Source organism: Ornithinibacillus halophilus, assembly GCF_900129485.1.
GTDB classification, from domain to species: domain Bacteria; phylum Bacillota; class Bacilli; order Bacillales; family Amphibacillaceae; genus Ornithinibacillus; species Ornithinibacillus halophilus.
In genome coordinates, this window is sequence record NZ_FQVW01000012.1 from 25921 (window position 1) to 40251 (window position 14331).

Here is a 14331-nt window from a genome sequence, read left to right on the forward strand (position 1 = left end):
AATGATCCTCCTCTATTTTCCTATAAATCTAGGTTTTCGTTTTTCCTCAAATGCTTGAATTCCTTCTAGATGATCGTTTGACATTCCTGCAATCCGTTGGGCTTGAGCCTCATACTCAAGAAATACATCCACGTCTTGATTGAGTCCACTCATCATATTTTTCTTAACTAAAGCAAACGCCTTTGTTGGCATGTTGGCTAGTTTCCGAGTAAACTGGTTCACTCCTTCTTGCCATTCCTTCTCTTCGATTAGCTCCGTAACAAGTCCAATTTCTTTCGCCACTTCTGCACTTACTGGTTTACCGAGTACGGATATTTCCATTGCCTTTGCATATCCTACTAATCTAGGAAGTATGTATAAGAAGCCAGAATCAGGTACTAACCCAATATTCATAAAGGCACTTACTAGCTTTGCACCCTTTTTCATTAACCTAAAATCAGCTGCCAACGCCAAACTCATCCCAGCTCCTGCTGCTGTACCATTAATCGCAGCGACTATCGGTTTAGGAGTTTGATTGATTGCTCTAACCATAGGATGGTAACGCTCACGTAAAAATTCTGCATGATTTGTATCCTTCTCTATATCACCTAAGTCCTGACCAGAGCAAAAAGCTTTTCCACTTCCCGTTAGAACAATACACCTCACCGAGTCATCCTTAGTTGCTACCTTCAATGCTTTTATAATTTCTTTGTTCATCGTTTCTGTCATTGCGTTATAAGCCGAAGGGCGATTTAATGTAATGGTTGCCACTTGATCTATCAACTCATAATCAATTGTTTGAAAGTCCAATAAATCACTCTCCTTTAAAAGTAGGAGGCCGCTTCTCTTTAAATGCTCGCATTCCTTCAGTTTGGTCCTCCGAGGCAAAAGCAAGGTAAAAATTTTTCCGTTCCAGCATTTTGCCATCCACAATCGGTAAATCCTCTGCTTTATAAACTGACTCTTTGATTAAACGAAGGGAAATAGGCGCTTGCTTCGCCAATCTAGTAGCCAATCTCATTGCCTCTTCTTCGACTAATTCTGCTTCCACGACTCGATTCACTACTCCATACTTTTCAGCCTCTTGAGCTGTCATTGATTCACCTAGCCAAATCCACTCTAATGCTTTCCTTCTCCCCATAGCTTTTGTTAAAAACTGTGTTCCACCTGCTCCAGGCAGAACACCTAGCTTAACCTCAGGGAACCCAAATTTTGCATCCCTTGCAGCTATGATCAAATCGCAATGCAATGCAAGTTCGAAGCCTCCACCTAGGGCAAATCCATTAACGGCTGCAATGGTCGGTTTTTTAATCAAGGAAAGACGATCCCACACTGCAAATGGATCTAGCACCTCTAAAGTTAATGGCGTTTCTTCCATCATTTCTTCAATATCAGCACCAGCTGCAAATGCCCTCTCATTCCCCTTCAAAACAATTACCCGTATGGAGTTATCTGCATCAAATGCCTCCATTTGTTCCACAATTTCATCAACCATTTTTCGATTTAATGCATTCAATGCTTTGGGACGATTGAGTTGGATAATACCAACCTCGTTTTCTACCAAAACATGAATAAACGTTTTACTCATTGATTTCCTCACCAATCATGAGCGTTACTATATCTCCTGCAAATTGCATGACATCTTTACCTGAAGCTTTTCCTTCATCTGTTTTCATTGCTTTTTGCAATGATTCATGGTCATCATAAAACATCTCACACAAAAGGTAATACTCACTTTTTCCCATTGGTGAACCGACAACTTTTGTCACTTTCATATCTCGTAAACCAGGTATTTTTCTAGTTAATGGTGCATGGGTATTGAAATAATGCTCATCAAACTTTTCCTGATCTTCCGGTTGCTTGTATAAAGCGATTAATTTTACCATTCTATCAATCTCCTTTTATATTATGATTTTGTTACACTAACAACAGGTTTCATTGCTTCAAACGGATTTCTGCATGCGCTGCAATATAAAATACTTCTACAAGCTGTCGGGCCGAATACGTTTTCCATTGATGTATAGTCTGAATTACAATATGGACAGTTTACCGTCCATTCGTCTCCTGGATGGTAATCCTCTGGTGGGGGTGAGATACCATGTTTCTTTAACTGTTCTTTTCCATTTTCTGTTATGGCATCCGTTGACCACGGCACATCAAAAGTAAACCGAACATCACAATTTTCAACCCATTCTACTTCTTCCACAGCAAGCTTTACATCCCGTTCAATGAGATCTAATGCTGGACAACCAGCAAAAGTAGGAACCATCTTCACATATACGTGTTGATTCTCAATTTGCACGTCATTAACCATGCCTAAATCTAAGACACTTACCGCTGGAAGTTCCGGATCGTCTACAGTTTTTAGAACGGCACGTATCTCATTCACCTTTTTATCCACGTTCATATTCATCAACTCCTCCATACATGCCTATTCTGATAGAGACGTTTTTAGAAATCAGTTCCATAAAATGGCGTTACCAAACAGCTTCCTTATCACTAAAATAAACTTCGGAAAATGTTTTTATAGCTTGATCTAAGTCTGCTGTATGATCTCCTTCTCTACCACTTCCATATTTATTACCTAAAGGTTTCTCAGGATAGCTTACTAGAACACTACTAATCTCCTTTGTCCACATTTCTTTCAATTTGTCTTCACTAATCATCAGTTGTTGCTCCACCATTTCATTGGCATATTTTCCTAGTTGTAAAACATCTCCAAACTCATCCCAAGCTTCTTCTACTCTATTTTCAATTCTCTCCTTAGCATCTTTAGGTGCCTGTTGTAATTGACTCACCCATAATTTCCAATGTGCTAAGTGATACGTCTGTTCCATCAAAACTTTATTTACAATTTGAACAAGTGGTTTGTATGAACAACTTTCTGCAATCGCTTCCAATTTTACTTTTTTGAAAGACTCATAGAAATAATTTCTGACAACCGCTAACGCCCAATCGTAGTAGGGTTCCTCAAGGTAGGTCCCTTCTCCATTTCGCTTTTCCAAATAAATACCATTTCTTCTGTCTTCAGGTTTCCGGTCATGTGCAATGGCGTCTGCTTCCCCCTCACCTAGATCTTCTAACAAATGGTAATACATTGCAGCATGCCCCATTGTATTCTGGGTAATGGATGAAAAAGCAACATCTTCTTCAATGTGAGGAGCTAACCCTAACCATTCTGAACCTCGAAAAGAAATAATGAAGTCATCATCTGCCAATTGATAAAGAAGTTCCTTTAGAGCATTTAAGTACACCGAATTCTTTTTAGCCTGCTCTGCTGATTCAATCACTTCTTCTTCACCTCTTTCCAAGACAAGATTTCTTTCTCATCTAGCATGCCTTGTTCTTTCTCTTTCCACTTTTGACGTAAGTATCCGTATCCTTTCGTTGTACGATATTGCTTATTATCCAATCGTTTTGTCCATCGCTGCCGTTCTTCACTCGTCATTTTTCTCATATCGCTTTGCTTCACAACCCAGACGTCAATGACATCTTCACGGCGCATAAAATTTTCTTGTGCCATCATTAAGGCCATTTCTTGATTCGGTGCCAACAGACTGAATTGATGCTGCATTGGTGCTTTTTTTCCTCGTCTAGAGAACACCTCATAAACTTGGTAAAAATCTCGTTCCTCTGCCATCTTCATCCCCCTATCTTTACACTTCAACAGTTTCTGGTGCTAATGCTTGTCGAACCCAGCGATTGTTTTCATATGCAATTTCCCGTAAACGAAGACGTTCTTTGGAGCGCGGACCTTTATTACGAATAATTTGTTTAAACTCATCCCAATCAGGTTGCTGATAAATCCATTTTTCTTCTGCTTTATCATAATGAACTGTTTTATCTGGTACAGTTAAACCTAAAGAAAATACTCGTGGTAAATATTTATCCAAAAATGCCTGTCGGAGTTCTTCATTCGTACTTTTTCGTATCTTGTATTTAATCATCACATCTTGCTTAGAAGACCCTGTCGTCTCCTTAGAAGCAGGTCCAAAAAACATTAATAACGCTGGCCACCAGCGATTCAATGCTTCTTGTAAAATCTCCCTTTGATGTTCCGTTCCTTCTGCTAAGGCCATAATAATCGCTTCCCCATGTTGAGCATGGAAAACTTCTTCCTGGCAGATACGCTGTAGTGCCCGCTGATATGGACCATAGGAAGCATCTAACATATTTGTTTGTGAAATAATCGCTGCCCCATCAACTAGCCATCCTACTAATCCAGCATCCGCCCATGTTTTCGTTGGCATATGAAAAACATTATGAAACTTTAACTCTCCGTTTAATAGATCGTCCATTAGATCTTCTCTCGTTCTTTCATATGGTTTCATTAAATCTTCTGCTACACGTAATAGCAGTTGTCCATGTCCCATTTCATCTTGTACCTTTGCCATGATTCCTAATTTCCTTTTTAATGTCGGTGCTTTAGGAACCCATTCTTTCTCGGGTAGTGCCCCCATTATTTCACTAATACCATGCATCGAGATCAACTTTATTAGTGATTGTCTATATTCATCAGGCATCCAATCATCCGCCTCAATCTTTTCGCCTGCTTCAATTCGTGCCATAAACTGTTCGTATTTATCTTGATCTCCTTCTACATAAGCCGTTGTTTTGGAATCTCCATCCTCCACATAGTTATACAAGATACATACCTCCTATTACGTTTATTTAACGTTATAATAACAATATGTTATATATTATTCAATAGATAAAAGAATTTTCTAACAAATTTTCGTTCTATATGACCACCAACTGTATTACATTTTTACATTGTTACGTGCATTATATGTAATAAATATATGTATAAATTCTGATTTTAAGCAGTATTTTCTATAATCAAGTGAAATAATACTAGCAATATAGTATACTAAATTTCATCAACGGAAAGAAAATTCGTTATTAAACGGAGAGAAAGGGACGTCTATGGAAAAGCAATTTAATACTCGATCAATGATTTTTACTTTATTTGGAGATTATATTAGGCACTACGGTAATGTGATATGGATAGGTAGCCTAATCCGTCTGCTGCAAGAATTTGGTCACAATGAGCAATCCGTCCGAGCAGCCATATCACGTATGTATAAACAAGGTTGGGTTCAATCAGAAAAAAGAGGAAACAAAAGCTATTACTCTTTAACTGAACGCGGGAAGGCACGTATGGAAGAGGCTTCTAAGAGAATTTATAAAATTGATTCACCAATATGGGATGGAAATTGGAGAATTCTTGTTTACACCATTCCTGAAGAGAAACGGCACCTTCGAGATGAATTAAGAAAAGAATTAGTATGGAGTGGGTTTGGCTTATTGTCCAATAGCTGTTGGATCACCCCAAATCCATTAGAAGAACAAGTTCAAAATTTAATTGAAAAATACGATATCGCACCTTATGTTTCTTTCTTCTCATCGACTTATGAAGGAATGGGGAAAGAAGTTGATTTGGTTAGCAAATGTTGGAACTTAGATGAGGTTAATAATCGCTACCAAGAATTCATTCAAGAGTATAGTCAGAAATATGTTATTGATAAAAATAAACTTAGCAAAGGTGAGTTAACCGACGGGGACTGTTTTGTAAAATGTGCAATGCTTGTACATCAATACAGGAAATTCTTATTTGTTGATCCAAACTTACCAAAAGAATTATTACCAGAAAAATGGTTAGGGGATTCTGCTGCTTCCTTGTTCTCGGACTACTATAACATGTTAAATAAACCTGCTACTGCCTTTTTTGAAACAGTTTTTGAACAAGGTGAACTATCTACTACAAAATGAGATTGATATTTTCCTCATATTCTATAAATAGAGAAGAAGAGTCGGGATACTTCCTGGCTCTTCTCATTTAATTCTCTCAAATATTTCCTTTTGCTTGAACTCCTGACCTTTATTTACGTATGTACGTATCGTTTCTTCAATTAAACTAAGGTCATCATCCGTTAGTGTTTTAACAACTTTACCAGGAGATCCTAAAACAAGGGATCGTGGTGGAATCTTTTTACCAGAAGTAACCAAGCTGTTCGCGCCAATAATGGAATACTCCCCAATTTCTGCTCCATCTAATACAGTTGCCCCCATCCCTACTAACACACCTTTTCTAAGAGTGCATCCATGAATAATTGCATTATGCCCAACCGAAACCTCATCTTCTAATGTTAAAGGGTATTTTTCATACAGATGACACATCGTATTCTCTTGAATATTGCATCGATTTCCTATTCGAATTGGCCCTTCATCCCCACGAAGAACAACATTAAACCAAATACTAGATTTAGCACCAATTTCAACATCACCAATAACCTTTGCTCCATCTGCTATAAATGCACTATCATCAATTTTAGGAATATGACTCTTATACCGATAAATCATGTTATCTAATTCCTCCCTATAATTACGTAATTTATTTAGCAATAATTAGTACAGATGAGACACAGCTAGCAACCTTCTTGCCATTTTGTTCTAAATCAGCAACTAAGTAAGCCAACTTCCTCCCCATCTTTTCAACCTTTGCAACCACCCTTACTTCTCCTACCATTGTTGGTCGGTGAAACGTAGTATGTAAATCAATAGAAGCAAACTCCTGCTCGTCTGTTAGCTTAGAGGATATTGCATATGCCATCATTATATCTGCAGCCGAAGAAAGAAAACCTCCCATTGCAATTCCCATACCGTTTATAAACTTTTCATCAACTTCCCAAACACCTTCTGCTATTCCGTCTACATTATGTTGAACGGTTATTTGCATCGTGTCATCACATGGTGGTGGCTCTTTTTCCTTTGTCACCACTTTTTGAAGATCACTAATTTTATATTTTTTTACCATGTAACCAGTCCTTTACTAGTAATTTCTTGTACATTTATAACATATTTATTAATTACGTTTAATTTTCGTTATTAACAATAGTATAGTCAAAATATTAAGATGTCAATGTTATTGAAAATATATGAAATACCAATATAATTTGAATTTTGTAGTCTATATAAGGTGAAATTTATGCATAATTTAGTCGAAATTAGTTGATTTTGAGGTTTACTTGTCTACAAATGTAGGAGAAAGGTTACAGTTTTTTCCATTTTAAATCTGTGTTGGTTTTTAGATCTTAGTTGAAGTATTTTTTTATATTGACACACTATTATACATTTCGTATTCTTTATATAACTAAATCACTTAAGCCGTCGTTAATTCGTTATATAAATAACTAGATTAGGAGTGAACGGAATGACCAAAGGAGAAGTTTTTGATATCACGATAATTGGCGCAGGTCCCGTTGGACTTTTCACCGCTTTTTATGCTGGTATGAGAGAAGCATCTGTTAAAGTAATTGATAGTATGCCTGAAGTTGGTGGACAATTAGCTGCACTATATCCAGATAAATATATATATGATGTTGGTGGATTTCCTAAGGTTAAAGCAAAGGACCTTGTCTCACAATTACACGAACAAGCTAAGACCTTCACACCTACAATCTGTTTAAACGAATCTGTTAAAGAAGTCCATCAACTAGAAGGTGGAACCTTACAACTATCTACTACAACCTCTACCCATTACACAAAGACCATCATCATTACTGCAGGAGCTGGAGCATTTCAACCTAGAAAATTAAAACTAGATAACGCCAGCGAATTTGAAGATAAAACATTACATTATTTTGTGCAGGATCTAGATTATTTCAAAGATCGTCGTGTTTTATTATGTGGTGGAGGAGATTCTGCTGTAGATTGGGCGCTAGCTTTAGAACCATTAGCCAAAGAAGTAACACTCATCCATCGAAGAAATCAGTTTCGAGCACATGAACACAGTCTTACTCTTTTAGAGCAATCTAATGTCGCTATTCATACTCCTTATGAAATAGAAGAACTTCAGGGAAATGGTGGCTTAATTGAACAGGTTATAATAAAAGAGGTTAAAGGGAATCATGAAGAAATAATAACTATTGATGATGTCATTGTTAATTTTGGCTTTATCACGAACATTGGCCCAATAAAGTCTTGGGGACTTGAAACAAGTAAAAATGCTGTTAATGTTAATATGCAAATGGAGACAAATATTCCAGGTATCTATGCGGCAGGGGACATATGTAATTACGAAGGAAAACCAAAATTAATAGCTACAGGATTTGGTGAAGCTACTATTGCCGTTAACCATGCAAAAAAATACATGGATCCAAAAGCTAAAATTAGTGCGCACAGCACACACTTAATGGAGTAATCTGCACTTATTTCTTAAGAAAAGGGAGCCCTTATTATCTAAGGCTCCCTTGTAAATTTATGGTCTAGTATTTACTTCATACCAATTTTTAGTAGATGCTTTTTCACATTCACGCAGCTTTTTAAACTTTGCCTTTGGAATCTTCCATTTTAAGTAATTGGCTTCGTCTTCTGTCAGTCTTAATTCTCGAATACTTCTTCCATCCTTAAAGGATTCAAATAAAAACTCATCAAACTCTTTCTGATTCAAAATCATGAAACCCCTCCTTACTTAAATTGGAGATTTATAATGTGGTTTAAGATCTTTTCCAGATAGTGTAATCGATTCATTCACTAAAACCTGCATCGCGTCTATACAAAATGCACGTAAGGATTCTTCTATATCGATACAAGATAGTTCAGTACAGCCTAGAATGACGCAGTCACATTGATGTATAGATAATAAGTCATTAATAATTCCTTCGAATCCCTTAACGTCAATTGGCTTATTCGCTTTAAAATCATAAATCGTTTGCATCACTTTTTCTTGCGCATGCACTTCTGGAATAACTGGATTAATATTATATTTATGACATCCATTTTGATATATTCCTGTATTTATCGTTCCGTCAGTGGCTAATATCCCTACTTTAGCACTCTCACCATAGGTACTTCGAATATGTTTCACGGTTTCATCAATCATATGAATGATATGGATTGATGTCATCGCCTGCATTTCCTCATAAAAATAATGCGATGTATTACAAGGTATAGCAATATTTTCGACACCTGCTTGTTCAAACAGTTTCATATCCGTTGCTACTGCTTCTAAGAATGGGGCTTTGTTATTTTCAAGTATTGCTTTGGTTCGATCAGGTATGGTCGCATGGTTAAGAATAACCATATCAATATGATCCTGATCTTTATGAGCAACTGTATTTTCGATAACTCGTTCAAAAAATAAGGAAGTGGCTGCTGGTCCCATTCCACCTAATACACCAAGTTTTTTCTTTTTCATGTTAAACCACCTGCTTAAAACAACCTAATATAAGAATAGTAAATTAGAAAAGCACAAGCACCTTAATCACACTATGAAGGGGAAAACTATGACTACGAGAGCTAGGCACTAGAGCTATTCATATTCATTAATATAACACTGAGAGCAGTTGCTCCAATCATTTAAATTCAAATACTTTTTATCTTACTTCTACATTTTCTCTTTTCAACAATTTTAATGCAATCTCTGGACCATCATCCATTCCTTGACAACCAGCAAGTAAAACTAAATCATTTCTTTTAGCTTGGTTGATTCCATCTTCAATTGCATCTGATAACTCATCATATAAACGAACCTTTATATTCGCTTTAGACATAACATCTAAAAATGCTTGCACTTCATCATCCGTAACTTCATCTTTTGATGTCGTATTGGAAACACTTCTAGTTGCAATCAGTTCTTTTAGTCCTAAATTCGATGCCCAGTCAACCACTACTTCAGCATTCTCACGGTTAATTGTTGCACCACGTTGTCCTCTAATCGCATACACTAAGTGTAGATTATTATATTTCATAAAATCTAACGTTTGGAGAGTAACATTTATATTTCCAGGGTTTGCGAAATGGTCATCAACGACTTTGAATTCATCCTCATAAATAAATTCAAATCTACGAGGAACTCCAGCAAATTCCTTCAGGGTATTCTGAATTGTTTTGATTGATACACCACTAAGTAAACCAATGATAATAGCAACCATCGCATTATAAACGGAGTGGAGTCCAGGTACGGCCAATTCTACTTTAAATTCACCTGGTTTATACTCAATGCCATTAGCTGTAAAACCTTCTCGTATTTCAACAGTGAATTTACCTCTACCCGTTGTTAAATCTAAATCTCTGCAATGAATATGCCCATTTTTATTTTCAATTCCAAAGGAAATTACTTGAGCCTTTGTTTCATTCACAAGTGATGCAGAATATTGATCATCAAGATTTAATATCGCAACGCTTTTCTCTGAGGCATTGCGAATTAGGCTGGATTTTACTTTATAATAACTTTCAAACGTTCCGTGCATTTCCATATGTTCTCGACTCATGTTATTTAGTGTAACAATATCATAATCAACTTTCTCTACCCGATGAAGTTCTAAAGCCGCTGAAGAAACTTCCATCGTTACATGTGATACATCATTTTCTACCATTTCACTAAGATATTTTTGCAAGTCTAATGATTCAGGAGTAGTAAGCTCAGCAGGTATTGCTTTTTCACCATTCTTAATAGTCACAGTACCAATTAAACCTGTACGTTTTCCTTCATTTTCAAGAATTGCATTTGCCATATAAGAAGTCGTTGTTTTTCCATTAGTAGCGGTTATACCAATCATATTCATTTTTGTTGACGGATAACCATAAAAAGCCGCTCCTAATCTAGCTAGAGCAATTCTACTGTTTTCCACTATAATTTGTGGAATATCTACGTCTTGTTGTAGTTTTTCTACAACAGCTATAACGGCACCACGTGTAACTGCATCCTTTAGGTATTTATGTCCATCCGTCTTGTAACCTTTAACACAAACAAACAAATGACCTTTTTCCACTTTTCCGGAATGATAAGATATTCCTGATATCCCCATACCTTCTACATTAATATTATTTAATACATCGATTTCTTTAATTAAATCATTAACTTGCATGATCCCTACCTCCTTGTTTAAAACGGGATAGCTTTCCGATTCTTGACTTTAAAAATACTAATAACGGTTTTGGATCTTTCCAGCTCCATATTGCATAAGCCTTTGGTCGAAAGAATGATTTAAACACTTGACCAAAAGAAAGTTGTTTTGTTTTTAAGTATCCTTTAACTGCAAGTATATCCTCATATGCATACCAAAATGCTCGATTTGTCGTTGCTTTTATAGCTTTTGGTGGTAAAGGATCCCCAATTAGCTCTCTATATGTGATATATGGAAAATTCAAACCAACTTTATAAAGCAAGTGGTTAAAATTAGTGATTCTCGCATTAATTTCAATTAAATAGAAATCTCCTGTTTCAGCATCTTTCTTAAATTCAATCTCACCAAAGCCTTTATACTGTATGGCTTCTAGAAACTTCGAACCAACTTCATACAATTCAGGCACGTATCTTTGAATCGTATAGACTGACGCTCCAAAATTAATCGGATATTGACGTAATTTCTGAGCAGTTGTCCAATGAGTAACCTTGGAATCTTGATTCAAATAAGCATCGAATGTATACATGTGGTCATCAAAACCTGGGATAATTCTTTGAATAAAAACATCTAAGTTCGCTTCTTTAGCTTTTAATACCGCTTCATCAAGCTCATTCATATTATAAACTTTAAAAATCTTAGTACGGAAAACTCTCATAAAACTAGGTGAATCCACAGGTTTAACTAAACATGGAAAATGTATTTTTTCGTTAACTATTTCACGTAAATTTTCATCATCAATAGAAACACTTTCAGGAACTTTAATTCCTTTTTCTAAAGCTAAGGCATGTAAGGTATCTTTGTTAATAACCTGTGTTGCAAGCCCTTGTTGTGTTTGTGGCAATAAGTAATATTCCTTTAACTGATCTAAGTGAGCATCAATTGCCTCTAGATAAGAGTCATGACATGGTATTAATACTGGTTTTTCTTCTTGATTTTTTGCATACTCAATTAATGCTTGAATAAATGCATTTGGCTCCTTTTTGTAATGGGGCACAATAACTTTTTCTGAACAGTATTTAGAGGCAGCACCATATCGATCTTCTTCTGAGTAATCAACCGCAACCGTATGTACTCCTTCTATTCCTAAACATCTTATCGTACTTAATCCTATATAATAATTATTCCCTAAAATTACTGCTTTATGTTTCATTTCATCGTCTCCTTGGCCATTGCCTATCTTTCTAATTATACCTGCCCAAACCTTGTACATCAATAATGATTAAGCGTGACACAGAAACTTAATCATTATGTAAAAAAGCATACCGATGTTTTGGTATGCTTTGCGTACTGTTATATATATTGATTCAGTTATTGAAGTTCATATAAGCTGCCCCTTGCCTTTGGCTAATAACGGAAATTCATCATCTAAATAATTTCTCTGTCCCAATGACGATGCGCAGCTATTGCTTCAACAAATAATGTAGCAAATTTATTAATGTCGTCTGTTGCGACAACACCTTTACTAGTTGCCATTTCATTTTCTACTAACCACTTCTTCCCATCATGAGTCGCACCGATTGGTTTGTAGTGCATAAAGGCTTCATGTAAAAATTTCGTTGTTTCCATGTGAAATTTTTTATTTTCTCCATTACCACCCACAATATATAGTGCGTCATATACTACAGAATCTGTAGTTGTGAATGTATGATCTACCATGATCTGTACTCCGTTTTCACCCGTAACTTCTCCTTGTTTTTCACTAATAACTTCAAGGTGTAGTCCAACTTCTTTTAAAGTATCAAAGATTGTTTTTACATCCATATCGTTAAATCCATTATTTAAAATTACGCCAACTTTTCTAGTAACAGCTGTTTTCATTGTATTTTCCTGACTTAATACAGGAGAACTTTTAGTTACAGAAGAACCACCTTTTGCTGGAGGGGTGGCACCAATATCTTTTGCAAATGCCGTTGCTAATTCTAGGTCAACATTAGCAAACATATCAACCACTTGTTGTCTAATTGCTTTATTTTTGACCTTGCCGACTTCAAAGGCAAATGCTTGTTTAATATGCATCTTCTCAGGTTCACTCATACTGTTCCAAAATAATTTAGCTTGGGAAAAATGGTCTTTGAAACTCTCACTCCTAGCCCGAACCTTTCTCCCTTCCACTTTCTCTTGATAATGCTCAAAACCACCTTGCTCTTTCGGGACGGTCGCTGGGGTATTGGCAGCCAATGAATTGTTATGGTAAGCTACTTTCCCTTGATTAATTGTTTGCCTATGATAACCATCGCGTTGATTGTTTGTAAATGGACACACTGGTCGGTTTATCGGAATCTCATGGAAGTTCGGCCCTCCAAGTCGAATTAATTGCGTATCTGTATAAGAAAATAAGCGACCCTGAAGCAATGGATCATTGGTAAAATCAATACCTGGAACAACATGTCCAGGATGAAAGGCCACCTGCTCTGTTTCTGCAAACACATTATCGACATTACGATTTAATGTCATCTTCCCGATAATCTGTACAGGTACATCTTCCTCTGGCCATATTTTCGTTGAATCTAAAATATCAAAGTCAAAATTGTGTTCATCTTTTTCTTCAATAATCTGGACACCTAATTCATACTCTGGATAATCTCCCTTTTCAATCGCATCATAAAGATCACGGCGATTATAATCAGGGTCTTTTCCCGCAATTTTCTGCGCTTCATCCCAAACCAAAGAATGAACACCCAGTTTCGGTATCCAATGAAATTTAACAAAGTGGGCTTTCCCGTCTTCATTTACAAAACGGAAAGCATGAATTCCAAACCCTTGCATCATTCGATAACTCCTAGGAATTGCTCGATCTGACATTAGCCACATCACTTGATGAGCGGACTCCTGGTTGTTTGCTACAAAATCCCAAAATGTATCATGCGCGCCAGATGCTTGTGGCATTTCGTTATGTGGTTCAGGCTTAATCGCATGAACAATATCTGGAAATTTAATTCCATCCTGAATAAAGAATACAGGCATGTTATTAGCGACTAGATCGTAGTTTCCTTCTTCGGTATAGAATTTCGTCGCGAATCCACGAACATCACGAACCGTATCAGCCGACCCACGAAAACCAACTACTGTTGAGAACCTTACAAACACAGGTGTTTTCTTCCCTGCTTCCGAAAGAAATTTCGCTTTGGTATATTTTTTCATTGATTCATAAACCTCGAACTCACCATGAACTCCGTATCCCCTTGCATGCACCACACGTTCAGGGATTCGCTCATGATCAAAGTGGGTTATTTTTTCACGAAAATGAAAATCCTCCATTAAGGTCGGCCCACGTTCCCCTGCCTTTAAGGAAAACTCATCTTCACTCATTTTCAAACCCTGGTTTGTCGTCAAGTCCTTCCCAGAGTCGTCTACTCGATAATGGTCAAGCTGTTCATGTTTGCTACTTTCATTGATTCTTTTTTCATTTTCTTTCATATGTATTCTCCTTTCCAAGACTTCG

16 protein-coding genes are annotated in these 14331 nt (G+C 36.6%); 2 read left to right on the forward strand and 14 right to left on the reverse strand.

What is annotated here, in order from left to right:
* Positions 1 to 12: 12 nt before the first annotated feature.
* From BUB12_RS07060 to paaA, 7 genes are all read right to left on the reverse strand, one after another.
* The gene (locus BUB12_RS07060) at positions 13 to 789 is read right to left on the reverse strand and encodes an enoyl-CoA hydratase-related protein (protein WP_072889482.1); all 777 of its coding nucleotides are present in this window, start codon (positions 787 to 789) and stop codon (positions 13 to 15) included.
* Positions 790 to 793: 4 nt separating this feature from the next.
* Complete coding sequence (locus tag BUB12_RS07065; protein WP_072889484.1) at positions 794 to 1567, reverse strand: enoyl-CoA hydratase/isomerase family protein; 774 nt, start codon at positions 1565 to 1567, stop codon at positions 794 to 796.
* Positions 1560 to 1865, reverse strand: coding sequence for an EthD family reductase (locus BUB12_RS07070; protein WP_072889486.1), 306 nt, complete (start codon positions 1863 to 1865; stop codon positions 1560 to 1562). Before BUB12_RS07070 ends, BUB12_RS07065 begins: the two co-directional genes overlap by 8 nt.
* Before the next feature lie 20 nt (positions 1866 to 1885).
* A complete protein-coding gene (paaD, locus tag BUB12_RS07075; RefSeq protein ID WP_072889571.1) occupies positions 1886 to 2386 on the reverse strand; it encodes a 1,2-phenylacetyl-CoA epoxidase subunit PaaD in 501 nt (166 codons plus the stop codon).
* 70 nt (positions 2387 to 2456) lie between these two features.
* On the reverse strand, positions 2457 to 3269 hold the full coding sequence (gene paaC, locus BUB12_RS07080) for a 1,2-phenylacetyl-CoA epoxidase subunit PaaC (protein ID WP_072889487.1): 813 nt from the start codon (positions 3267 to 3269) through the stop codon (positions 2457 to 2459).
* Positions 3266 to 3619 carry a 1,2-phenylacetyl-CoA epoxidase subunit PaaB gene (paaB, locus tag BUB12_RS07085; RefSeq protein WP_072889489.1) on the reverse strand — a complete coding sequence of 118 codons (354 nt, stop codon included), beginning with the start codon at positions 3617 to 3619 and terminating at the stop codon, positions 3266 to 3268. The genes paaC and paaB overlap by 4 nt, the downstream gene beginning before the upstream one ends.
* A 16-nt stretch (positions 3620 to 3635) precedes the next feature.
* Entirely contained in the window at positions 3636 to 4547 is a 912-nt protein-coding gene (gene paaA, locus BUB12_RS07090; protein WP_234982606.1) for a 1,2-phenylacetyl-CoA epoxidase subunit PaaA, read from the reverse strand.
* 358 nt (positions 4548 to 4905) lie between these two features.
* On the opposite strand from paaA, the gene paaX reads away from it, so the two are divergent.
* Positions 4906 to 5751, forward strand: coding sequence for a phenylacetic acid degradation operon negative regulatory protein PaaX (gene paaX / locus BUB12_RS07095; RefSeq protein ID WP_072889490.1), 846 nt, complete (start codon positions 4906 to 4908; stop codon positions 5749 to 5751).
* Positions 5752 to 5814: 63 nt separating this feature from the next.
* Here paaX and BUB12_RS07100 read toward each other — a convergent pair whose 3' ends face one another.
* Entirely contained in the window at positions 5815 to 6342 is a 528-nt protein-coding gene (locus BUB12_RS07100; protein WP_072889492.1) for a gamma carbonic anhydrase family protein, read from the reverse strand.
* A gap of 31 nt (positions 6343 to 6373) precedes the next feature.
* On the reverse strand, positions 6374 to 6796 hold the full coding sequence (locus BUB12_RS07105) for a PaaI family thioesterase (protein ID WP_072889494.1): 423 nt from the start codon (positions 6794 to 6796) through the stop codon (positions 6374 to 6376).
* A 396-nt stretch (positions 6797 to 7192) separates the two neighbouring features.
* Between BUB12_RS07105 and BUB12_RS07110 the strand changes: the two genes are divergently transcribed.
* Entirely contained in the window at positions 7193 to 8182 is a 990-nt protein-coding gene (locus BUB12_RS07110; RefSeq protein WP_072889496.1) for an NAD(P)/FAD-dependent oxidoreductase, read from the forward strand.
* Between the two features lie 57 nt (positions 8183 to 8239).
* On the opposite strand, the gene BUB12_RS07115 is transcribed toward BUB12_RS07110, so the two are convergent.
* The 5 genes from BUB12_RS07115 to BUB12_RS07135 all read right to left on the reverse strand — a co-directional run bounded on the left by BUB12_RS07115 (position 8240) and on the right by BUB12_RS07135 (position 14306).
* The gene (locus tag BUB12_RS07115) at positions 8240 to 8437 is read right to left on the reverse strand and encodes a hypothetical protein (RefSeq protein WP_072889498.1); all 198 of its coding nucleotides are present in this window, start codon (positions 8435 to 8437) and stop codon (positions 8240 to 8242) included.
* Between the two features lie 15 nt (positions 8438 to 8452).
* Complete coding sequence (cuyB, locus tag BUB12_RS07120) at positions 8453 to 9178, reverse strand: cysteate racemase (protein WP_072889500.1); 726 nt, start codon at positions 9176 to 9178, stop codon at positions 8453 to 8455.
* A 178-nt stretch (positions 9179 to 9356) separates the two neighbouring features.
* Complete coding sequence (locus tag BUB12_RS07125; RefSeq protein WP_072889501.1) at positions 9357 to 10850, reverse strand: Mur ligase family protein; 1494 nt, start codon at positions 10848 to 10850, stop codon at positions 9357 to 9359.
* The gene (locus BUB12_RS07130) at positions 10840 to 12039 is read right to left on the reverse strand and encodes a carboxylate--amine ligase (RefSeq protein ID WP_072889503.1); all 1200 of its coding nucleotides are present in this window, start codon (positions 12037 to 12039) and stop codon (positions 10840 to 10842) included. Before BUB12_RS07130 ends, BUB12_RS07125 begins: the two co-directional genes overlap by 11 nt.
* A gap of 215 nt (positions 12040 to 12254) precedes the next feature.
* Entirely contained in the window at positions 12255 to 14306 is a 2052-nt protein-coding gene (locus BUB12_RS07135; RefSeq protein ID WP_072889505.1) for a catalase, read from the reverse strand.
* Between the last annotated feature and the right edge of the window lie 25 nt (positions 14307 to 14331).